This is a genomic window from Enterococcus sp. DIV0712 (assembly GCF_050554855.1).
Classification (GTDB): Bacteria; Bacillota; Bacilli; order Lactobacillales; family Enterococcaceae; genus Enterococcus; species Enterococcus faecalis.
The window spans coordinates 729908-751678 of record NZ_CP187333.1; the positions used below are offsets into that span (position 1 = coordinate 729908).

Consider the following 21771-nt stretch of genomic DNA (forward strand, 5'->3'; position numbering starts at 1 on the left):
GAATAACGTGTTTAAAACTTTATAACCATCAGAGTTTAACACAGGAACTAGATTCCATAACAACGCATATGAAAAAAAAATGAATGAACTGTCGAGTATTTTATTTTTCAAAAATAAGAGATTGATGACCTGAATAAAGTTAATGGTTAGATAATTTCATTTTGATTACCTTTTAGTAAATTAAAGATTATAAAATTCTAATTTTAAGAAGGTATACTAATCGTATCAACTGTTTTGGTAAATGTAAAGGAGATTTTTAGAAAATAACAAGAGAAAGATCACGGGAATATTCAAATAAAATAGAAATGTATGAATAGAAACTTTTTCATTGACTTTCACATGGTGTCAAGGTTTATGATAAGAATATCAATTGAATGAAAAGGAGACTCTATGTATCAAATTGGGCAATTTGCCAAGTTAATGGATATTTCCCCACGGATGCTGCGTCATTATGAAAAAGCAGGAATTTTTGTTCCAAATGAAATTGATAAAAAAACAGGATATCGCTATTATAGCGCACATCAAATTCCTTTATTGAAACAAATTTTACTGTTAAGAGATTCAGGGTTTAAAGTTGAAGAGATGGCAGAAACTTTGAGAAAACTTAAGGATGCTTCTTTTTTGGAAACTATTTTGTTAAGAAAACGAGATCAATCGCGACATTTAATTCAAATGGAGGAGCAAAAGATTAAAAAAATTAATCAACAGTTAGTAGCTTTGAAGGAGGAAAAACAAATGATTAAAGGGACAGAAATCGATTTTATTGTTAGTGATAGCCTTAAGGCGCTTGCCTTATATAAAAAGGTGTTTGAAATAGAGGTAGTAGAAGCAACTGAGTACCCTGTCGGAATGAATGAAGCGGTTTTTCAACTTTATGGCACGAGGTTTCACATGTTAGATGCCAATGAAGAATATGGTTTAAAATCACCAACCCAAGAACATCCCAATACTATCTGGTTTAATATAACAGTAGAAAATATTGAAGAGACACATCAACTGGCAATGGAAAACGGTTGTCAAGAAGTACAGCCTATTACTGAAATGATGGAAGGAGCGCTCAAAAATTCATTGTTTATTGATCCGTATGGGTACATGTGGATGCTCCACCAAATCTATCAAGAGTTGAGTTTTGATGAGCGGATTGAGATTTTAGAAAACGAGCTGTAAAAATCAATATTCTTGTGTTTGTTTAACTAGTTATCTGAAAAGAACGTAACGTTTGTCAACTAAGCGTTACGTTCTTTTTTATGCGTGTTAGCAGAAATTAGTTAAAAAGATAGAGATTTGAACGTCTATATTCGGTATACTAACTATTAAGAAAATAAATTTTTAATACAAAAAAATTTATTTAGCTCTGTGGAAAATCAGAGCTAGAACATTCGGTAGGAGTGGAAGGGAGAAAAAATCAGTGTATGGGAAAAATAAAGTAGGGATAGAATTACAAATTAGCGTGGGGGAGTATCGAAAAATAAAAGTAAAAAGTATTGTAATGAAGAATTTAGTTTATCTAGCTGTTCTTTTAATAGGGATCTATTTGGGAATGAGTTTCTTAAAACGATTTGAAAGGACTTATTCAGCTCCAACAGACGATGTCGTAGTAAAAATTAATCAAAATCATCTTTTTGTTTCAGATAATGCACAAATTTTGAACGAAGAAGTCATTAATAATGTACAAAAAATTAATCAAGAACTTAGTAAGACGGAAACGAAACCACAACTAATGGTTATCACAGTTGAGCAAGTTCCTGAAAATGAAACGATTGAAAGTTTTACTAATCAAATAGGTAATAAATTAGGTATCGGAAATAAACTTTATAATAATGGAGTGATTTACTTAGTATCTGTGAAAGACAGGCAAGCAAGACTTGAAGTAGGCTATGGGCTTGAAGAGATAATCCCAGATAGTTTAACCGATGAAATAACAGATAGTACCGTGAAAGATTTTTATAAATTAAAGGATTTTAATGCAGGAATACATATTGTCACCACTCGAATTAATGAACTACTTACTACTGATACTATGTCTAAAACGACCTCGCTACCTAAGATTAGTTTTTTGCAGAAAATTTGGTTATATTTATTAGGAATAGGAAGGTCGTTAAAGCCCTGGCTAATTATAGTTTTTATTATTGTTATGTTGTATTTTTTATGGGAATTACGTAATGCGGGAAAAGAACTTAGTGCCCGCTTGGCTCTAGTTGACATGGCAAATCGCTACAAGGAAGATGTAGCTATGTTTTATAATGGCGGTATTTCCTCTAAGGCAATTGTTTTAGGAGAAAAATCAGTTGAATTTAAAGCTGCCAAGGCGCGTTTGGAGAAAAATATTTTATATCCTGAAAATTCGAAAAAAGAGATAATAATTCCCGCATACTATGATATGGATTTTGCCTTTGGCGAGGTGACACCAAAGAAATTTATTTATAATTATGTTGCACAGTGGAAAGATTTAAGAAGCTCTTCTATGTGTGCTTGTTTTTGGAAGGTGAATCAACCATGGATCTACTTACCGCGTTTTTGGATAGGTGAAGTATATTGGGAAAAAGTTCCAGAAACGAAACTGCCTGCGTGTCGGATTAGTGGAATTAATGATAACTTAATACCTGCTTACCTAAAAATTATTTTGTTTCCTCTTTCGATTTTATTAAAACATCCTTTTTTGGTATCCGTGACTCTGATTATTTATGTTCAAGTTAGTTTATCAGAGCAGTCGTTTCCTTCGACAGTTTTCACACTAATCACAGAGATTCTGACATTTTTAGAAGACGAAGACTCTTTAGTACCCATGGTTAGTCTGGTCTATTTTTTGATTCCGGTCTTTTTCTTATTTGGTTATATAAAATCAATAGGTGTTGGCTTACAAAATAGATTGCACCTGGATTCTATGATCCGTAGGTTTTTAAAAGATATCCAGCAAGTAAGTTCAGAAAAATCAAAATCATTAAAACAATTAGCAAACGATTTAGACAACCAGCAATATAAAATTGAAAAAAAATTATTGCGGAAAAAAATTAGAGAAAAAAATATTACCAACAAAAAAGCTTCAAAATCCTTCTATCCGATAAGATTTATTAAGACTACGTATCCTGAATACTATGATATGCGTTTTGCTTATGGAAATGTGTCTATTGCTAAATTTCTAGCAAGTTCACGTTCTGACAGGCAACTAAAAAAGACCAGTATGTATGCGAATCGTCATGATTGGTGGGTTACAAGCAACGAGGGTTCTTCTGATGATGGCTCCGGTGACGGTTTCGGAGGTGGGAGTTTTGGCGGAGGTGGAGGTATTTCAAGTTGGTAGAAAGTTAAACTAGGTTAGGATGAACTTGGGATAACAAAAGCGCCTCTTAGAAACCAAGGTTTCTAAGAGGCGCTTTTGTTATCGTTACGTCACAGGAGGGATTCGAACCCCCGACCGTCCGCTTAGAAGGCGGATGCTCTATCCTGCTGAGCTACTATGACAATAGTTGTAACACAACAAAGCTAATTATAATGGAAGTAGTGTTAGAAAGTCAATCGGAAATTTAAATAACAGAAGAAGTTTTTTTGGAGAGAGAAAGTGAAGAAAATAGAGAGTTTATATTGACGAGGTTTTCTGGTTCTGTTATTATAGTTAGTGTTGTAATTGTGGTCTCCACAGCTACAACCGCACAGAACAAGTTTTTAAGCATGAGTAATCATCACTTGGGATGGCGAGTCTAAGTCTAGAAGAAGGAGGTGCTGTATAGCATGTACGCAATTATCAAAACTGGTGGTAAACAAGTGAAAGTTGAAGTAGGTCAAGCAATCTACGTTGAAAAATTAAACGTTGAGGCTGGCGAGAAAGTTGTTTTTGACGAAGTTATCTTAGTAGGTGGCGAATCTACAAAAGTTGGTGCGCCAACTGTTGCAGGCGCAACTGTTGAAGGAACTGTTGAAAAACACGGCAAACAAAAGAAAGTCGTGACTTTCCAATACAAACCTAAAAAACACTCTCACCGTAAACAAGGTCACCGTCAACCGTATACAAAAGTTATGATCGAAGCAATCAACGCTTAATCTCTCTTGTTGACAGGAAAGAAGGCCTATCAATGATTAAAGGTTCTTTTAAACGAACAGGCTCCGGCCGAATCGTTTCATTCGAATTAACCGGGCATGCTGAAGCAGGTCCTTATGGCAGCGATGTGGTTTGCGCGGCAGTTTCTGCCTTAGCAATTAGCACAGTCAATGGGATTGATGCCTTAGCAGGTTTTGAACCGATTGTCGAAGTTGATTATGTAGAAGGTGGCTACCTTTATGTCGAGATGTTAACAACTGTCAATCAGGAACAAAAAAATATTGCCCAAATTCTATTAGAAAATCTTTTATTAGGTTTACAATCAATAGAGAACGAAAATACTGAATTTATTCAAATAAAAACAATCACTGAGAAATAGGAGGTGCAGACTATGTTATTGACTATGAATTTACAATTATTTGCCCATAAAAAAGGTGGCGGTTCTACATCAAACGGCCGTGACTCTGAATCTAAACGATTAGGCGCTAAAAGTGCTGATGGCCAAACAGTTACAGGTGGTTCAATTTTATACCGTCAACGCGGAACTAAAATTTATCCAGGTGTGAACGTTGGAATCGGTGGCGACGATACGTTATTTGCAAAAGTTGACGGTGTGGTACGTTTCGAACGTAAAGGCCGCGACAAAAAACAAGTATCAGTTTATCCAGTAGCTAACTAATATGATTAAAAAGCTGAATCTCCGGATTCAGCTTTTTTTTGTCTTGCATAAAGGGTTAGCCGGAAAATAAAGAAACATCTCAAAATAAAAAAAATCTCACATTGGGTTTAACTGCTTGTCTGACAAGGTTAATTGATGATATATTTAATGTAATAACAAGCATGTTATAAAATAATTGAGTCAAAAGAAAGAAGGGTATTATGCAGAAGAATTTTAGTGTAGTAAAGAAGTACGTGAATTTGATTTTGGATATTGTATTAGGGATTTTAGGAGTTTTCTTATTAGTATTTATGGCTAGTTATTTAGTTGACCTCGCTACATATCTCATGAAGCCAATGACGCCGGATAATTTTTCAGTTATCATGCAAGAAATTATTTCATTCTTTATGTTATTTGAGTTTATTATGATGATTCTTCGCTATATTCAAGAAGGACACCATATTCCGATTCGTTATTTGATTTTAATTTGTTTAACCGCAATTTTACGTCAATTAATGGTTGCACATGGCGATGGCTTGCAGACCTTATTGTTATCTTTATCAATTCTTTTACTAGTGGTTGTGCTATTTATTCTCGGGTTAAATGGCAGCAAATTTTATACGCTAGGAAAAGCGAAAGTAGAAGAAGATCACGAGCAAGATTTTCATCATTAATCGAACATAATCAAAGACCGTCCAATGTGAGAATTTTTCTCTAACGTGGGGCGGTCTTTTTAATGCATAGTTAAATAGTTAACTCAATCAGTTCAATTGTTGGTAAGACACCGAAGCGTGCGCTGATTTTAGTGGTTCCGATTCCTGGGTGAACAATTAGCGGCGTTTCATCTTCTAAATGATAAAGCCCATGTGTATATTTTTTGGCAAGCTGATTTTTGTAAGTGAAAAAAGGTAAGCGAATCTGTCCGCCGTGACTATGTCCTGCTAAAATGAGGTCAATGTTTTTGTTGACTGCTGAGTCTGCGACATCTGGCTCATGGGTTAGTAGCAGAGTGGGCGTTCCAGTAGGGCGGTTGACTAAAGCTGCAGCTAAGTCGGTTTGTCCATATAACGAATCTTCTAAACCAGCGACGTACAAGGAGATACGGTGTGAGACAGGCAGTAATTTGCCCGTGTTTTTTAGTACGGTAAAGCCGGCAGCTTCTAAGATTGTTTCGTAAAAATTGGTATCTAACCCGCTATACTCGTGGTTGCCATAAATAGCGAATTTGCCATAAGGGGCGTTAATTTTACGGAAAAGTTGACTCACTTCATCCTGAATTTCGATACCGAAACGGGCATAATCGTCGAACAAGTCTCCTGTAAAAACGACTATGTCTGGTTGTAATGTATTTGTTTTTTCAACAATCTGTTTTAAGGCCTTCACAGAATAATTCTTTTTTAAATGAATATCAGAGAGTTGAACAATCCGTAAGGTTTTCCCTGATTCTGTTACTTTAATTTGATTTTTGTGTATGACTAAGCAGTTAGGTTCAATAAAAAAACTATAGCTTAAAATGCCGATAATAATGAAAAATAGTGCCAGAAATAAATAAACGTTCATAATTTCCTCCTTGAAGTCGCTAAATTAGTTTACTACAAAAGTGTTAAGTAAAAAATAAGGAAAGGTAAAATTTTCAGTAAACTTTCTCGATGAAGTTTTTTGGTGATTCATGCTTTTCTGAAGTAAATTTGCTATAATGAAAAATGAGAAAAAAGAAAGAAGGTCGAACCAATGATGGCAAGAGTCGAAAAGCTACGGGAGTTAATGAAAGAAAATAATTTACAAGGATTTTTAGTGACAAGTCCGTATAATTTACGTTATTTAACCAATTTTACTGGGACAACGGGCTTGGCAATGATTACATTAGATAAAGCTTTTTTTGTAACGGATTTTCGTTATACGGAACAAGCTGCGGAACAAGCAACTGGTTTTACTATCGTTAAAAACACAGGACATATTTTTGACGAAGTAGCAGATTTAGCTGAACGTTTGCAATTAGATAATTTAGCTTTTGAAGAAACGCAAGTTAGTTTCGCTGATTATAGCTTATTGGAAGAAATTTTACCATGTGAATTAGTTCCTGTAATGGGTTTGATTGAAGAATTAAGAGAAGTGAAAGATGAAGAAGAAGTAGCGATTATTGAAAAAGCGTGTGCCATCGCGGATCAAGGATTTGCCTTTGTCTTAGAGATGATTAAACCTGGAATGACAGAGATTGAAGTGGCTAATCAATTAGATTTCTTCATGCGGTCAAAAGGAGCCAGTGGTGTTTCTTTTGAGACAATTGTGGCCAGCGGTCTACGTTCGGCGATGCCACATGGTGTTGCTAGCCATAAAGTCATCGAAAAAGGTGAGTTAATCACTTTAGATTTCGGTTGTTATTATGAAGGCTATGTTTCTGATATGACACGGACATTTGCCATTGGTAGTATTCAGCCAAAACTAAAAGAAATTTATGACATTGTTTTAGAAGCACAATTAAAAGTGTTAGCAGAAGCTAAACCTGGGTTGACGGGCATTCAATTAGATGCGATTGCACGGGATCATATTGCTTCCTATGGCTATGGCGATGCGTTTGGTCACAGCACTGGTCATGGCATTGGGTTAGAAATTCATGAAGGACCAAATGTTTCATTCCGAGCAGATAAACAGTTTGTACCAGGGAATGTGATTACGGACGAACCTGGAATTTATTTGCCAGGAATTGGTGGCGTGCGTATTGAGGACGATTTATTGATTACTGCTGAAGGTAATCGTGTATTGACACACGCGCCAAAAGAATTAATCATTTTATAAAGGTTGGGAGAACATGGATATCCAAGAGTATCAGCGGTTTATTAGTGCGTTTTATAAAAAACGTAACTGGTATCAATATGATCCGTTTATTCGTTCCAACTTTTTAACAGAAGAAGTCGGCGAAGTTTGTCGGGCCATTCGGACAATTGAAATTGGCCGTGATCGACCGGATGAAACAGTTTTGGCGGATGAAGAGAATCTGGAAAATTTAACGGAAGAGTTAGGCGATGTGTTGGATAATTTATTTATTTTAGCCGATAAATATGACATCTCTTTAGAAATGATTATGCAAAAGCATCGGACGAAACTAATGGAACGTTATCCTGAAGAATAAAGACGTAAAAATAAGAAAGCCAAAATTACTTGGTCTTTCTTATTTTTACGTCTAAAGGCTTGAATTAGAAATTTATGACAAGAAATTATCTGTTCTTTTAGTCAGAACTTAGCTTTTCTGGTAGCGAAATAGGCTAATTAATGATAAACTAAGAACGAGTATTGATAAGCAAAATTTGGACGTTCTTTCACAACTAACTGAAGAAACCAGTGTTGTTTTAATTTTTAAGAATCATCCGTTGCTTAAAAGAGAATCCTTAAGAGACTTAGTGATTCATCAAATAAATCGTTTATTTAACGATTTTGTGCGTAATAGATAAGGAGGACAACCAAATGTCAGAAGAAAAAAATCTTGTAATCAATGCAAACGATTCTTTAGGAGAAATCGTGATCGCTCCTGAAGTCATTGAAGTAATTATCGGAATCGCTGCTTCAAAAGTAGAGGGCGTTTATGGGATGCGTGGCACGTTTGCCAATAATGTGAATGAATTATTAGGCCGTGCAGCACACGGCAAAGGTGTATATTTACGAACAGAAGAAGAAGGCTTAAAAGTCGATATCTATTGTTACTTGAACTACGGTGTTTCTGTGCCAAAAGTTGCATTAGAAATGCAAGACCGTGTGAAACAACAAGTCTTATTTATGACAGATATTGATTTAGTTGAAGTAAATATTCATGTTGTAGCGGTAGTACCTGAAAAAATCCCTCAACCAGACTTAAATGAATTATTCCCAGAAGATGAAGATGGAGAAGAGAATGAGTAAAACAGAATTAACCCGTCACGAGATTCGTGAAAAAGCGCTCCAAGCCCTTTTTCCTTTAGATTTTAATGCTGATTTAACCAAACAAGATGCCATTGATTATGCATTGGCTTATGATAATCGGGAAATCGTCAGTGAAGATGGCGAAGACCTAGTCCCTACGTATTTAGATTTACTTGTCGGCGGTGTGTGTAGCCGCAAAGCAGAACTAGACGAAGTGATTACGAACCATTTAGGTAATAACTGGTCTATGCAACGCTTAGCAAAAATAGATATTGTTATTTTACGTTTAGCTATTTTTGAAATGCTATACGTTTCAGATGTGCCAAACATTGTGGCATTAAATGAAGCCGTTGAGTTAAGTAAAAAATACAGCGACGACCGTTCACGTAAATTTGTTAATGGTGTGTTATCAAATGTAATGAAAGAAATTGATTCAGAGGCGTAAGCTCTGAATCTTTTTTTACTATCTAACTGGTGTTAAGATACTGGGTTATATGCTAAAATAAATACTATTAAAGAAGTAAAGAAACAATAGAGGGAGCGAAGGAATGAGTACAGTAATTAACGGTCGTGAATTAGCAGATCAAATGCAAGCAGAGATTCAAAAAGATGTAGAAAAGATGACACAACAAGGCATCCAACCAGGATTAGTTGTTTTATTAGTTGGGGAAAATCCTGCCAGCCAAACGTATGTGAGAAATAAAGAACGTGCAGCAGCCAAAATTGGCATTCTGTCAAAGGTCGAAAAACTGCCAGAAACTATTTCAGAAGAAGAATTATTGGCTGAGATTGACAAATATAATCAAGATTCACGCTTTCATGGCATTCTTGTACAACTACCTTTGCCAAAACATATTGATGAAGAAAAGATTTTATTAGCGATTGATCCCAAAAAAGATGTAGATGGGTTCCATCCAATGAATTTAGGCCGTTTGTTTGTAGGCAAACCTGAAATGATTCCTTGCACGCCGTATGGAATTATGAAGATGTTTGAAGCCTATGATATTGATTTAACAGGTAAACGTGCGGTGGTTATTGGTCGAAGCAATATTGTTGGCAAGCCAATGGCACAATTATTGTTAATGAAAAATGCGACCGTGACGATTGCCCATTCTAAAACTGAACATTTAGCAGAAGTTGCAAAAGAAGCGGATATTTTAGTTGTAGCAATTGGACGCGGGCATTTTGTCACCAAAGAGTTCGTGAAACCAGGTGCGGTAGTGATTGATGTGGGTATGAATCGCAATCAAGAAGGAAAACTGATTGGTGATGTAGCATTCGATGAAGTTTCTGAAATTGCAAGCTATATCACGCCGGTTCCCAAAGGTGTTGGCCCAATGACGATTACCATGTTAATGTATCAAACAGTCGAGGCAGCAAAAAAACAAAAGTAAGGTGAAAAAATGACGCAACAATATTTAACAGTAACAGCCTTAACGAAGTATTTAAAACGTAAATTTGATGCAGACCCTTACTTAGGACGTGTCTATTTAACAGGTGAAATTTCGAACTTTCGCTTCCGAGCGAACGCGCATCAGTACTTCAGTTTAAAAGATGACCATGCGAAGATTTCTGCAATTATGTTTAAATCAGCCTTTCAAAAATTGAAGTTTCAACCAAAAGAAGGCATGAAAGTCATGGTGGTGGGGCGGATTTCGCTTTATGAAAACAGCGGCTCCTATCAAATTTATATTGAACATATGGAACCAGATGGTGTAGGTGCACTTTATCAAGCATTGGCAGAATTAAGAGAAAAACTAGGAAAAGAAGGACTTTTTGAAGGGCCTAAACAACAGTTGCCTCGTTATCCCAAACGAATCGCTGTGGTTACAAGTCCTAGTGGTGCTGTTATTCGGGATATCATTACGACAGTCAAAAGACGGTATCCGATTGCACAACTGGTCCTTTTTCCAACCTTGGTTCAAGGCGAGCAGGCGGCGGATGACATTGTGCGGAACATTCAGCGAGCCGATGCGCAAGGCGATTTTGATACGATGATCATCGGCCGTGGCGGTGGTTCAATCGAGGATTTATGGCCATTTAATGAAGAAAAAGTGGCTCGGGCCATTCATGCTGCCACCACACCGATTATTTCATCGGTTGGTCACGAAACAGATGTGACAATTGCCGATATGGTAGCAGATGTTCGTGCAGCAACGCCAACGGCAGCAGCGGAACTAGCGGTACCAGTTTTAAATGAAGAACTATTAAGAATTAGTGAACGGCGTAGTCGTTTAGAACAAAGCTTTTTATATCTCTTACAACAACGAACAGAACGTTTCCAACGACTACAAAATTCTTATGTGTTTAAGCAACCTGAGCGGCTTTATGAAGGTCAAACGATTAAATTAGATCGAATGACGCAACGTCTTTTCCAAGCAATGACAACGATTCATCACCAAAAACAACGTCAAGCCCAAGGAATTATCGCTCAATTGCAACAACAGACACCAAAGGGACAATTAAGAGAAAGTCAGCAACAATTGGCATTTTTACAACGAAACTTGCAAACACAAATGACACAATTGTTCCTAAACAAACAAAAGCAATTCACGTCTGCTGTTCAACAATTAGACTTACTCAGCCCACTCAAAATTATGGGTCGAGGATATAGTTATACTACAAAAGAGGACCGTGTCGTTAAAACTGTTACCGAGTTACAGCCAGCAGATCAATTAACGATTCATTATGCTGACGGTACAGTTCAAGCAAACGTCGAAACAATAACAGCGAAAAAAGAGGAGTTTTAACATGCCAGCAAAAGAAAAAACGTTTGAAGAATCATTAAATGCCTTAGAAGAAATCGTTCAGCGCTTAGAACGAGGAGATGTTCCTTTGGAAGAAGCCTTAGCTGCCTTTCAAGAGGGCATGGCATTAAGTAAACAATGTCAAGATACATTGGAAAAAGCGGAAAAAACTTTAACGAAAATGATGACAGAAAACAATGAAGAAATTGTTTTTGAAGAGAGCGAGGAAGCGTAATGACGAATTTTAGTCAACAGCATTTACCGTTGGTTGAAAAAGTCATGGTCGATTTTATCGCAGAATATACTGAAAATGAGCGTTTGAAAGAAGCAATGCTCTACTCAATACACGCAGGTGGCAAACGATTACGCCCGCTATTAGTGTTAACAACAGTGGCCGCTTTTCAAAAAGAGATGGAAACACAAGACTATCAAGTGGCTGCCTCTTTAGAGATGATTCATACGTATTCATTAATTCATGATGATTTACCAGCAATGGACGATGATGATTTACGTCGTGGCAAACCAACCAATCATAAAGTGTTTGGTGAAGCGACTGCTATTTTAGCAGGGGACGGCTTATTAACAGGTGCATTTCAGTTACTTTCTTTGAGTCAATTAGGCTTAAGTGAAAAAGTTTTACTGATGCAAAAACTGGCAAAGGCAGCGGGGAATCAAGGCATGGTTGCCGGCCAAATGGGTGATATTGAAGGAGAAAAAGTCAGCTTGACTTTAGAAGAGTTAGCGGCTGTTCATGAAAAGAAAACCGGAGCGCTAATTGAATTCGCCTTAATTGCTGGGGGCGTATTAGCCAATCAAACAGAAGAAGTCATTGGTTTACTGACACAGTTTGCGCATCACTATGGCTTGGCTTTTCAAATTCGTGATGACTTATTAGATGCCACAAGTACAGAAGCAGATTTAGGTAAAAAAGTAGGCCGAGATGAAGCGTTGAATAAAAGTACGTATCCAGCTCTTCTAGGGATTGCTGGCGCGAAAGATGCGCTAACACATCAATTAGCAGAAGGCAGCGCTGTTTTAGAAAAAATCAAAGCAAATGTTCCCAACTTTTCAGAAGAACATTTAGCAAACTTGTTAACTCAGTTACAATTGAGATAGAAAGAAGGCACTTATGAAAAAAGAACGCGTCGATGTCTTGGCGTTTAATCAAGGACTATTTGAAACACGAGAAAAAGCCAAACGCAGCGTGATGGCTGGTTTGGTTTACAATGATAAAAATGAACGTTTAGATAAACCAGGGGAAAAAATTTCTGTGGAGACACCCTTACATACTAAGGGCCAAGTAATGCCTTATGTTTCTCGTGGGGGCTTAAAACTAGAGAAGGCACTAAATGTTTTTGCAATCAACGTTCAAGGCAAAACAATGTTAGATATTGGTTCCTCCACAGGTGGTTTTACCGATGTTGCTTTACAAAATGGGGCTCGTTTGAGTTACGCTTTAGATGTTGGCTATAACCAACTAGCATGGAAAATTCGGCAAGATGAACGCGTGGTGGTAATGGAACGTACCAATTTTCGCTATAGTAAACCTGAAGATTTCACCGAAGGGGTGCCGGATATTGCAACGATTGATGTTTCCTTTATTTCATTACGCTTAATTTTGCCACCTCTTCATGATATTTTGAAAAAAGGCGGTAGTGTGGTGGCGTTAATTAAGCCACAATTCGAAGCTGGCAAAGAGTTTGTTGGGAAAAAAGGAATCGTGCGTGATCCAGAAACCCATCAAATGGTTGTGGAGGAAATTACACGCTTTGCCATGAATAACGGTTATGATGTGAAAAACTTAGATTTTTCACCAATCACTGGTGGCGAAGGAAACATTGAATTTTTGGCACATTTAGTTTCTGTTGAAGGGGAAGGATCCTATCAAGCGCCAGAATCCATTGAAGAAGTTGTCGCGCATGCGCATCAAAAATTAGCGGAATGATGAGAAAAGTTAGAAGAAAGAAGTGGACACCTATAGGTGAAAGCTTCTTTTTTGTATAAATCTAGTAATTCATCTTTTAAAATGCATAAAAATAAGCTATGATGAGGGCAAGAGTAAACTGAAAAGGAGAGCGGCGCCATGAGAAAGCAAGATAGACACCGTTTAATTACACGTTTATTGACTGAAAAAAATATTCAAAAGCAAGAAGATTTTGTCAACTACTTACAAGAAAAGGGCGTAGCTGTAACACAAGCAACAATTTCTCGCGATATTAAAGATATGAAACTGATCAAAGTTCCTTCTGCAGAAGGGGGTTATCGATATAGCCTTCCATTAGAAACACAAGCTAATACGAGTGCTAAACTTGCAAAGCTTTTAAAAGATGCCTTTGTAGCTGCAGAACAAATGGAAAAATATGTCGTATTACGAACCATTCCTGGCAATGCGGCGGCGTGTGGTAGTTTAATCGAAAAGAATTACCAAGAGAAACTTTTTGCCGTCATCAACGATGATGATAGTGTCCTCATGATTGCACGAACTGAGGAGGCGGCAGAAAAACTTCATAAAGAGCTGTTAAGCTATCTATAAAGAATGAGGTGAACAAGATGTTACAAGAACTTTCCGTGAAAAATTTTGCGATTATCTCTTCGCTACAATTAGAGTTTCAAATGGGTATGACCGTTTTAACGGGAGAAACGGGTGCGGGGAAATCCATCATTATTGATGCAATGGGATTACTCACAGGCGGACGTGGATCCAGTGACTATATTCGTCAAGGAGCAAATAAATGCACCTTAGAAGGACTTTTTTCAATGCCGAAAAGTCAAGAATTAAAGAAATTATTAGAAGAATTAGGTATTGAAACAGAAGAAGATTCTTTAGTGATTCAACGAGATATTTCCGCTTCTGGTAAAAATGTTTGCCGTGTCAACGGACGGATTGTCAACATTACTAATTTAAAAAGAATTGGGGAATATTTAGTAGATATTCATGGCCAAAACGAACATCAAGAATTGATGCAAAGTGAACGCCATATTGATATGTTAGATGAATTTGGTGGGAAAAAACTTTTAGCAGTCAAAGAAAAATATACACAGGCGTATCAAGAGTATCGCGCACTCGAAGCCAAAGTCAGAAAGCGACAAAAAAATGAAAAAGAATTTGCCCAAAGAATGGACATGCTTCATTTTCAAAGTGATGAAATTGCTAGTGCACAGTTAGTCGCTGGCGAAGAAGAACAATTGTTAGAAGAACGCAATAAACTGAACAATTTTCAAAAGATTGCTGATGCACTGACGATTAGTTATGCCGCGCTAAATGGTGAAGACGATAGTAGTTTGGATAAAATCGGAACAAGTATGAATGAACTCGCTTCGATTGAATCCCTTGATCCAGAATATAAATCATTGTCAGATACTGTTCAAAATGCCTACTACTTACTACAAGAAGCTAGTGGAGATCTTTCTAGGTTGATTGATGGCTTAGAACTAGATGAAGGCCGCTTGAATGAAGTAGAAAATCGTTTGGAATTAATCCGTCAAATGAAACGTAAATATGGTGATTCGATCGAAACGATTTTATCTTACTATGAAGAAATTACCAAAGAGTTAGCAGAGGCTGATTTTTTGGAAGGCGGTACAGGTGACTTAGAAGCGTTGCTTGCAGAGAAACAACAAGCGGCTCATCAACAAGCGTTAGCTTTGCGAAAAGAACGAAAGCGCCTAGCCAAAGAGCTCGAACAACAAATTTTAACCGAATTAAAAGAACTATATTTGGAGCGAACGGAATTTGAAGTCCGCTTTACAGAACTTGAGCATTTACAAGAAAATGGCTTAGACGGAGTAGAATTTTATATTACTACTAACCCAGGGGAACCATTAAAACCGTTAGTTCGGGTGGCTTCTGGCGGAGAACTTTCGCGAGTGATGTTGGCTATGAAAACAATCTTTTCTCAAACGCAAGGGATCACTAGTATTGTTTTTGATGAAGTGGATACAGGAGTCAGTGGCCGGGTAGCACAGGCGATTGCCGATAAAATTTATCAAATTTCAGAAAATTCGCAGGTGTTGTGTATCACGCACTTGCCACAAGTGGCAGCCGTTGCTGATGAACATTATTTTATTGAAAAAGAAATTGTGGCGGGTCGGACAGAAACAAGCGTCCGAATTTTATCTGAAAAAGAGCGAGTAAACGAAATTGCACGTATGCTCGCAGGAAGTGAAATTACGAAATTAACCATTGAACATGCACAAGAGCTGTTGGCGATGGCGAAAAAATAGCCGCTCTATTTGAGCAAGTAAAAAAACAGCCCCTTCAATTGATAGAAGGGACTGTTTTTTTACTTTTAATGTGTGAAAAAGTTCTCCAGTTTAAAGACTAAGAATTGCTGTTAAAACAGTTGAACCTACAATTGCGATCAGCATTAGCCAAACCACGACTTTCGTGATTTTTGAAAAGCGACTTTGTTCTTTGTCGTTCATAAATGACACGTCCTTTTTAATTTCTGCTAATAGTGTACAACCTTTTCCTGAAAACAGCAACCTAAAGTTATAAGAGATTCTTTTTCTTTAAAATTCGAATACTAATTATGCAGATTAAGGTAGTGATGGCAAAAATAATCCAAAAGGAATATTCATGCTCTGCAAAAGGGAGTTTCACATTCATGCCGTAAATTCCTCCGATGATGGTTGGAATGGTCAGGACAATTGTTAAGGATGTTAAAATTTTCATGACATTATTTAAGTTATTTGAAACGATTGCTGAAAAAGTATTACTAATGTTATCAACTAATTTTAGTTGTATTTTAGTCGTATTCAGTCCTTGTTCTAGTTCAATCAGAATATCCCTTAAAAATGGCAAATGTTTTTCTGGATGATTAAAAATTTCAGCGCTATATAAACGTTTTAATACTTTTAAATTATCCGTTAAAGCTGCTTCGAAATAAACTAGACTTTTTTGAATGTCCATAATCTGATACAATTGACTATTTTCTGTGGCTACTTGGAGCTCTCCTTCAAGTTTGTTGGTTTGTTGGATAAGTGCTTGTAAGTTTTTATTGAAGGAAAGGGCCATCTTCCATGAAAGGGCTAAAATTAAGGCCTTCTCAATAGAAAGATCTTGATGGGTGAACGCCTCTTTTTGAATCCCATGAACGATGTCGTTAGGCCCATTGCTAACAGTAATTAGTTTGTTATCGATGGTTGCGATTAAAGCAATCGGCACCGTTTCTACTTGCAGATAGCCACTAGGACTGATACTAGCTTTGGGATAACGAAATAAAAGTAATGTAGGCGTTTGTAATTTTTCGTGGCGGAAGCCTTCCACTCGAGCATTTTCTTCATCATCTAAAACGCCGGTAAGATAATCTGTTGGTAAGTGGTATTGATTGACGAGACGCTCGATTTCTTCTTCTGTAGGAGATTCTACCGAAATCCAACTTAGGGCTTCATCGTCTGGTGAACAAGGTTCAAAATAGTCATTTTTCAATAATAAATAATTAATCAAAAGATTCACCCCGAATCAACATTTTTTGTTCTAAATCCATTATAATAGAAGTATGACACAATACGAGAAGAAAAGCTTATAAAAAACATTCAAAAATAAGTGGCCGCGATAGGTGAGGCCTCGTTTTGAAAATGGTTTGATAAGTAATCCGTTTTTTATATGAAAAAGCAAGCAAAAAGGGCTTTTAGCACATATATTTAAACGAAATGAAACATCTGTGTAACGTTGATGAAGTATAGTTATAGCAGGTGGAATGAAAGGATTTGTTGAGAGAATGGTGTCGTTTTCGGCAATAATGTTATTTTGGTATATTTTTCCGGTAATTGTGCTCTTTGCGTGCAATTTTCTCGTGTCCACTTTTTCCCTAACGGAACGTTGGAAAATAAAAGCACCGGATTTGGCCATTCCGTTTTTATTCATAGGGATCCATGAGTTATCCAAAGATAGTTATGATGAATCGATTATGCCGTATTTTGTGATTTCTATTTTGTTATTAGGAGTCGCTGTTGCCCTGTTTCAAGCTTATTATTATGGAGAGATTTTATATAGACGATATTTCAAGATGTTTTGGCGGTTGACGTTTTTACTAACGTTTGTGTTGTATGTGTTGCTTATCTTGCTAAATATCAGTCATTATCTACTGTAATAAAGCGTGGAGACAATAGGGGAAATACGCTGTGGGAAAATGTCCCCCACAACTCCCCACTCCGTGGGGTTTTTTTGTTATTTTGGGGTTATTTGATAAAAAACATAGTAAAAACCTTGTTATAATAACATTTTTTGTTGGATGATGCTTGTTACATAAAACCCTGTAAATATTACAGAAATTTTAAATAACAGTTAAAAAATAGAAGTTTTTAGATTTATAGTGGTAGAAAGTGGTGGGATGTGGTAGACTTGTTCTATCAAGTGGAAAAGCGGGTGTATTGGCTATGCTTATGGGTGAATACCAACATAATATCGATGCCAAAGGCCGCCTAATCGTTCCATCAAAGTTTCGTGAGGAACTTGGTGAAAAATTTGTGGTAACGAGAGGGATGGATGGCTGTTTATTTGGTTATCCTTTAAATGAATGGTCACAACTTGAAGCAAAACTTCAAGAAATGCCCTTAGCTAAGAAAGATGCACGTACCTTTGTGCGATTCTTTTATTCCGCTGCAACTGAATGTGAGATTGATAAGCAAGGTCGTATCAATATTCCGGCGAATTTACGAACACATGCCAGTTTAGAAAAAGGCTGTGTTGTTATCGGCGTCTCTAACCGAATTGAAATTTGGAGTGACAAACGTTGGCATGCATTCTCTGATGAAGCTGAAGAAAACTTTGATGAATTAGCAGAAACAATGATTGATTTTGGATTTTAGGAATGAGGCAAATGATGACTGAAGAATTTCGCCATTACACCGTTCTTTTAAAAGAAACAGTGGATGGATTACAAGTGAAGCCGGATGGCGTATACGTAGATTGCACACTCGGTGGTGCCGGACATAGTGAATACTTACTGACACAATTGAATGAGCACGGTCATTTATATGCCTTTGATCAAGACCAAAAAGCGTTGGCACATGCTAAGACTCGTTTGCAGAAATATGTAGACAAAGGTCAAGTGACCTTCATCAAATCAAATTTTAGAAATATTAAAGAAGAATTGGCAGAACACGGGGTGTTCCATGTTGATGGAATTCTATACGATTTAGGTGTTTCGTCACCACAATTAGATGAAGCAGAACGTGGTTTTAGCTATCATCAAGACGCGCCCTTAGATATGCGCATGGATCAAGACGCACCCTTGACGGCTCGCGAAGTGGTGAATACGTATAGCTATGGTGAGTTAGTAAAAATTTTCTTTCGTTATGGGGAAGAGAAATTTTCGAAACAGATTGCTCGAGAAATTGAACGTGTTCGCGAAAAGCAACCAATTGAAACAACAGGTGAACTCGTTGAGATTATTAAGACGGCGATTCCAGCTCCAGCAAGACGCAAAGGTGGACATCCCGCAAAACGAATTTTCCAAGCAATTCGCATTGCCGTTAATGATGAATTAGGGGCAGTTGAAGAGTCGCTAGAACAAGCAATTGATTTGCTAGCGAAAAATGGCAGAATCAGTGTGATTACGTTCCATTCGTTAGAAGATCGTATCGTTAAAACAATGTTTAAAGAATACAGTACGGTACAAGATTTGCCACCAGGCATTCCAGTGGTACCAGAAGAATTTCAACCAGAATTAAAAGTAATTACCAGAAAACCAATTTTACCAAGTGACAGTGAGTTATCTGAGAATAATCGTTCACGAAGTGCGAAGTTACGCATTGCCGAAAAAATAAAATCTAGTTAGAGAGAGGGGTAGACACATGGCTGAATTGAAGAAAGTAAATGATTTCCATTATGAAGCACCAGAAATGGATCAGCCAACTGTGGCAACAGAGCAAGACAGAAAAATGCAAGAGGAAACACTACCTGTCCCCACTCTATTACCCAAAAAGAAACTAAAAAATGTCTCTTTACTAGAAAAATTAATCGGTGTTGTATTAGTTTGTGCAACGATTGGTATTGCAATTGCGACAATTCAAGTAAGAACGACAATTGTCCAAACCATGAATGATATTACAGAAACACAAGCAGTCATTAAAGAAAAGGAAGATAACGCTTTGAAATTGGAACAAGAAAGAAGCGAACTTTCTAAATCAGATCGAATCAAAGATGTCGCTAAAAAACAAGGACTAGAAAATAACGGCGACAATGTTAGGACTGTTAAATAATGAGTAAAAGACATAAATTTAAACAATTCATGAAAAAGAAAAACTTAAATCCGATGAACAATCGTAAAAAAGTAGGCATCATTTTATTCGCTACGAGTATTGGATTGTTCTTTTTATTTGCCTTTAGAACGACATACATTGTGGCAACAGGCAAAGTAGCCGGTGTATCACTAAAGGAAAAAACAGCTTCTTTATATGAAGGAAGCCAAGTGGTAAAAGCTAAGCGAGGATCAATTTTAGATCGATATGGTAATCCAATCGCAGAAGATGCTACTTCCTATTCGTTATATGTCGTATTATCAAAAAAATATACGGGACAAAATAATGAAAAGCTATATGCGGAGAAAAAAGACTTTGATGATATTGCTGAAATTTTAGCGAAATATACCAAACTAGACAAAAAAACAGCATTGAAATACTTGAATAATGGGATCCATGAAGATGGGTCAACACAATATCAAGTGGAGTTTGGTGCAGGTGGTCAAAACATCACCTTGGAAACACGGCAAAAAATTGAAGCAGATTTGAAAAAGAAAAAAATTTCAGGTGTTTATTTCAATGAACATCCAGCCAGATTATATCCCAATGGTCAGTTTGCTTCTCACTTTATTGGCTATACAAAAGCAGCCAATCCAGATGATGATAAAGAAGGCTTAGTAGGCGCGATGGGACTAGAACAGGCCTATAATGATATTTTAAGCGGAACCGATGGCCGTGTGTATTTTGAAAAAGATATTTACGGTAATGCCTTACCAGGAACTGTGGCGGAAGAGAAAAAAGCAGTGGATGGTCAAGATATTTACACGACGCTAGATAGTCGCTTGCAAAATACCTTAGAAGATTTAATGACGCAAGTTAATGAAAAATATGAACCAGTTTCCATGACTGCCATGTTAATGGAAGCAAAAACAGGCGAAATTGTTGCCATGTCTCAACGGCCAACATTTAATCCTGAAACGAAACAAGGATTAGACAATAATGGCACGTGGCAGAACCTATTGGTTGAAAGTCCGTATGAACCTGGCTCAACGCTTAAATTATTTACGTCGGCGGCTGCTATTGAGCAAGGATTGTTTAATCCAAATGAATCATTTAACCGTATAGGTGGTATCACTGTTGGTGACACCACGATTAACGACCATGATGTCGGCAATTTAAAAGACAAAACGTCTTTAACTTATCGTCAAGCTATTTCTTGGTCTAGTAATATCGGAATGGTGAACTTGGAACAACGAATGGGTGGCGACAAGTGGGTCGAATATTTGAAAAAATTTGGGTTTGGTTCAAGCACACATTCAGGTTTAACTTCAGAACACACTGGGAAACTTCCAGATAATAATATTGTTGATCGGGCCAATTCAGCTTTTGGTCAAGGGATTACGGTTACTAATTTCCAAATGATGAAAGGTTTCTCAGCTATTGCAAATGACGGTTCAATGTTGCAACCTCATTACATCAGCAAAATTGTTGACAAAAATACAGGAAAAGAAACGATTACGGAACCACAAATCGTAGGAACCCCAATCAAAGCGCAAACAGCTCAACAGATTCGTACGTACATGATTGATACCGTTGAAGACCCAACTTATGGGATTGCGTATGATATTTATAAAGTACCAGGCTATCATGTTGCTGCCAAAACAGGAACTGCCCAGATTTCAGATGGTAAAGGGTACGTTGATGGAGCAAGTCAAGTCTTGTCTTCTGTAGTGGAAATGGTCCCAGCGGATAATCCTGAATATGTTTTGTATATTACACTTAGACAAGCAAAATCAGGTTCGCCTTCAGAAGCAATGGCGGCAATTGCAAATCCATTAATGAAATTAGCGTTAGACATTAAAGAGACAGATCCGGAAACAACGAAAGTAGCTTCTGATAAAGTCACAGTTGCTGATTATAAAAACATGACGCCAGCGGAAGCGTTGGCCAATGCCAAAGTGAACGGGGTGGATCCTGTGATTATCGGTGATGGTGAAAAAATCAAGAAACAATCAACGCCGTCTGGTCAAACATTAATGCCTAATCAGAAATTGATTTTGATCACAAATGGAACGAACTATATGCCTGATTTAACCGGCTGGTCGAAGAGCGATGTTACCAAGTTTGGTGATTTATTAGGTTTGACTGTCGAGTTTAAAGGTGAAGGCTATGTGACGAAACAAAGTATCGCTGCTGAAACTGAAATTACGGAGAAAAAATTAACCGTGACTTTAGAAGGCACAGAATAA

General features: G+C 37.2%; 25 protein-coding genes, 1 tRNA gene, 1 pseudogene and 1 other annotated feature. Of the genes and pseudogenes, 23 read left to right on the plus strand and 4 right to left on the minus strand.

Going from position 1 to position 21771, the window contains the following annotated elements; genetic code table 11:
• Positions 1-390: 390 nt before the first annotated feature.
• The 3 genes and pseudogenes from IGL42_RS03510 to IGL42_RS03520 form a co-directional block, all read left to right on the plus strand.
• Positions 391-591, plus strand: a pseudogene (locus IGL42_RS03510) (MerR family transcriptional regulator); the annotation flags it as partial.
• A 144-nt stretch (positions 592-735) separates the two neighbouring features.
• Positions 736-1167, plus strand: a complete 432-nt coding sequence (locus IGL42_RS03515) for a VOC family protein (protein ID WP_002368197.1) — start codon at positions 736-738, stop codon at positions 1165-1167.
• Positions 1168-1408: 241 nt separating this feature from the next.
• Complete coding sequence (locus tag IGL42_RS03520; protein ID WP_104842631.1) at positions 1409-3301, plus strand: TPM domain-containing protein; 1893 nt, start codon at positions 1409-1411, stop codon at positions 3299-3301.
• An 87-nt stretch (positions 3302-3388) separates the two neighbouring features.
• On the opposite strand, the gene IGL42_RS03525 is transcribed toward IGL42_RS03520, so the two are convergent.
• Positions 3389-3462 (minus strand) — tRNA-Arg (locus IGL42_RS03525).
• Positions 3463-3634: 172 nt separating this feature from the next.
• Positions 3635-3710 (plus strand) — a sequence feature (ribosomal protein L21 leader region).
• 19 nt (positions 3711-3729) lie between these two features.
• On the opposite strand from IGL42_RS03525, the gene rplU reads away from it, so the two are divergent.
• The 4 genes from rplU (at position 3730) to psiE (ending at position 5368) form a co-directional block, all read left to right on the plus strand.
• Positions 3730-4038: a 50S ribosomal protein L21 gene (gene rplU, locus IGL42_RS03530; RefSeq protein WP_002355866.1), complete on the plus strand. Its 309-nt coding sequence runs from the start codon at positions 3730-3732 to the stop codon at positions 4036-4038.
• A 32-nt stretch (positions 4039-4070) separates the two neighbouring features.
• Positions 4071-4415: a ribosomal-processing cysteine protease Prp gene (locus tag IGL42_RS03535; protein ID WP_010710747.1), complete on the plus strand. Its 345-nt coding sequence runs from the start codon at positions 4071-4073 to the stop codon at positions 4413-4415.
• Between the two features lie 12 nt (positions 4416-4427).
• Positions 4428-4715, plus strand: a complete 288-nt coding sequence (gene rpmA / locus IGL42_RS03540; RefSeq protein ID WP_002355868.1) for a 50S ribosomal protein L27 — start codon at positions 4428-4430, stop codon at positions 4713-4715.
• Between the two features lie 200 nt (positions 4716-4915).
• The gene (gene psiE, locus IGL42_RS03545; protein WP_002355869.1) at positions 4916-5368 is read left to right on the plus strand and encodes a phosphate-starvation-inducible protein PsiE; all 453 of its coding nucleotides are present in this window, start codon (positions 4916-4918) and stop codon (positions 5366-5368) included.
• A gap of 70 nt (positions 5369-5438) precedes the next feature.
• On the opposite strand, the gene IGL42_RS03550 is transcribed toward psiE, so the two are convergent.
• Complete coding sequence (locus IGL42_RS03550) at positions 5439-6254, minus strand: metallophosphoesterase (protein WP_010710707.1); 816 nt, start codon at positions 6252-6254, stop codon at positions 5439-5441.
• Positions 6255-6425: 171 nt separating this feature from the next.
• Between IGL42_RS03550 and IGL42_RS03555 the strand changes: the two genes are divergently transcribed.
• From IGL42_RS03555 to recN, 11 genes are all read left to right on the plus strand, one after another.
• The gene (locus IGL42_RS03555) at positions 6426-7490 is read left to right on the plus strand and encodes a M24 family metallopeptidase (RefSeq protein ID WP_002391500.1); all 1065 of its coding nucleotides are present in this window, start codon (positions 6426-6428) and stop codon (positions 7488-7490) included.
• 13 nt (positions 7491-7503) lie between these two features.
• Positions 7504-7824: a MazG nucleotide pyrophosphohydrolase domain-containing protein gene (locus IGL42_RS03560; protein ID WP_002355872.1), complete on the plus strand. Its 321-nt coding sequence runs from the start codon at positions 7504-7506 to the stop codon at positions 7822-7824.
• Positions 7825-8156: 332 nt separating this feature from the next.
• A complete protein-coding gene (locus tag IGL42_RS03565) occupies positions 8157-8588 on the plus strand; it encodes an Asp23/Gls24 family envelope stress response protein (protein ID WP_002355874.1) in 432 nt (143 codons plus the stop codon).
• Positions 8581-9033 (plus strand): transcription antitermination factor NusB, encoded by a 453-nt coding sequence (nusB, locus tag IGL42_RS03570; protein WP_002355875.1) that lies wholly within the window; start codon positions 8581-8583, stop codon positions 9031-9033. Before IGL42_RS03565 ends, nusB begins: the two co-directional genes overlap by 8 nt.
• Before the next feature lie 103 nt (positions 9034-9136).
• Positions 9137-9982, plus strand: coding sequence for a bifunctional methylenetetrahydrofolate dehydrogenase/methenyltetrahydrofolate cyclohydrolase (locus IGL42_RS03575; RefSeq protein ID WP_002355876.1), 846 nt, complete (start codon positions 9137-9139; stop codon positions 9980-9982).
• 9 nt (positions 9983-9991) lie between these two features.
• Entirely contained in the window at positions 9992-11338 is a 1347-nt protein-coding gene (xseA, locus tag IGL42_RS03580; RefSeq protein WP_002355877.1) for an exodeoxyribonuclease VII large subunit, read from the plus strand.
• A 1-nt stretch (position 11339) separates the two neighbouring features.
• On the plus strand, positions 11340-11570 hold the full coding sequence (locus tag IGL42_RS03585) for an exodeoxyribonuclease VII small subunit (protein ID WP_002355878.1): 231 nt from the start codon (positions 11340-11342) through the stop codon (positions 11568-11570).
• Positions 11570-12451: a polyprenyl synthetase family protein gene (locus IGL42_RS03590; protein WP_002369880.1), complete on the plus strand. Its 882-nt coding sequence runs from the start codon at positions 11570-11572 to the stop codon at positions 12449-12451. The genes IGL42_RS03585 and IGL42_RS03590 overlap by 1 nt, the downstream gene beginning before the upstream one ends.
• A 13-nt stretch (positions 12452-12464) precedes the next feature.
• The gene (locus IGL42_RS03595) at positions 12465-13280 is read left to right on the plus strand and encodes a TlyA family rRNA (cytidine-2'-O)-methyltransferase (RefSeq protein ID WP_002364633.1); all 816 of its coding nucleotides are present in this window, start codon (positions 12465-12467) and stop codon (positions 13278-13280) included.
• Positions 13281-13418: 138 nt separating this feature from the next.
• Positions 13419-13868: an arginine repressor gene (locus IGL42_RS03600; RefSeq protein ID WP_002358881.1), complete on the plus strand. Its 450-nt coding sequence runs from the start codon at positions 13419-13421 to the stop codon at positions 13866-13868.
• A gap of 17 nt (positions 13869-13885) precedes the next feature.
• Positions 13886-15559, plus strand: a complete 1674-nt coding sequence (gene recN / locus IGL42_RS03605; protein WP_002394342.1) for a DNA repair protein RecN — start codon at positions 13886-13888, stop codon at positions 15557-15559.
• A gap of 90 nt (positions 15560-15649) precedes the next feature.
• Here recN and IGL42_RS03610 read toward each other — a convergent pair whose 3' ends face one another.
• Together IGL42_RS03610 and IGL42_RS03615 are read right to left on the minus strand one after the other, a co-directional pair.
• On the minus strand, positions 15650-15760 hold the full coding sequence (locus IGL42_RS03610; RefSeq protein ID WP_002383399.1) for a DUF4044 domain-containing protein: 111 nt from the start codon (positions 15758-15760) through the stop codon (positions 15650-15652).
• A 67-nt stretch (positions 15761-15827) separates the two neighbouring features.
• Positions 15828-16793: a magnesium transporter CorA family protein gene (locus tag IGL42_RS03615; protein WP_002402987.1), complete on the minus strand. Its 966-nt coding sequence runs from the start codon at positions 16791-16793 to the stop codon at positions 15828-15830.
• A gap of 244 nt (positions 16794-17037) precedes the next feature.
• Between IGL42_RS03615 and IGL42_RS03620 the strand changes: the two genes are divergently transcribed.
• From IGL42_RS03620 to IGL42_RS03640, 5 genes are all read left to right on the plus strand, one after another.
• Complete coding sequence (locus IGL42_RS03620) at positions 17038-17430, plus strand: DUF3397 domain-containing protein (RefSeq protein WP_002383401.1); 393 nt, start codon at positions 17038-17040, stop codon at positions 17428-17430.
• A gap of 232 nt (positions 17431-17662) precedes the next feature.
• On the plus strand, positions 17663-18148 hold the full coding sequence (gene mraZ / locus IGL42_RS03625) for a division/cell wall cluster transcriptional repressor MraZ (RefSeq protein WP_025191873.1): 486 nt from the start codon (positions 17663-17665) through the stop codon (positions 18146-18148).
• A gap of 14 nt (positions 18149-18162) precedes the next feature.
• Positions 18163-19119, plus strand: a complete 957-nt coding sequence (rsmH, locus tag IGL42_RS03630) for a 16S rRNA (cytosine(1402)-N(4))-methyltransferase RsmH (RefSeq protein WP_010710705.1) — start codon at positions 18163-18165, stop codon at positions 19117-19119.
• A gap of 16 nt (positions 19120-19135) precedes the next feature.
• Positions 19136-19543, plus strand: a complete 408-nt coding sequence (gene ftsL, locus IGL42_RS03635) for a cell division protein FtsL (protein ID WP_002358883.1) — start codon at positions 19136-19138, stop codon at positions 19541-19543.
• Complete coding sequence (locus IGL42_RS03640; RefSeq protein ID WP_010710704.1) at positions 19543-21771, plus strand: penicillin-binding protein; 2229 nt, start codon at positions 19543-19545, stop codon at positions 21769-21771. The genes ftsL and IGL42_RS03640 overlap by 1 nt, the downstream gene beginning before the upstream one ends.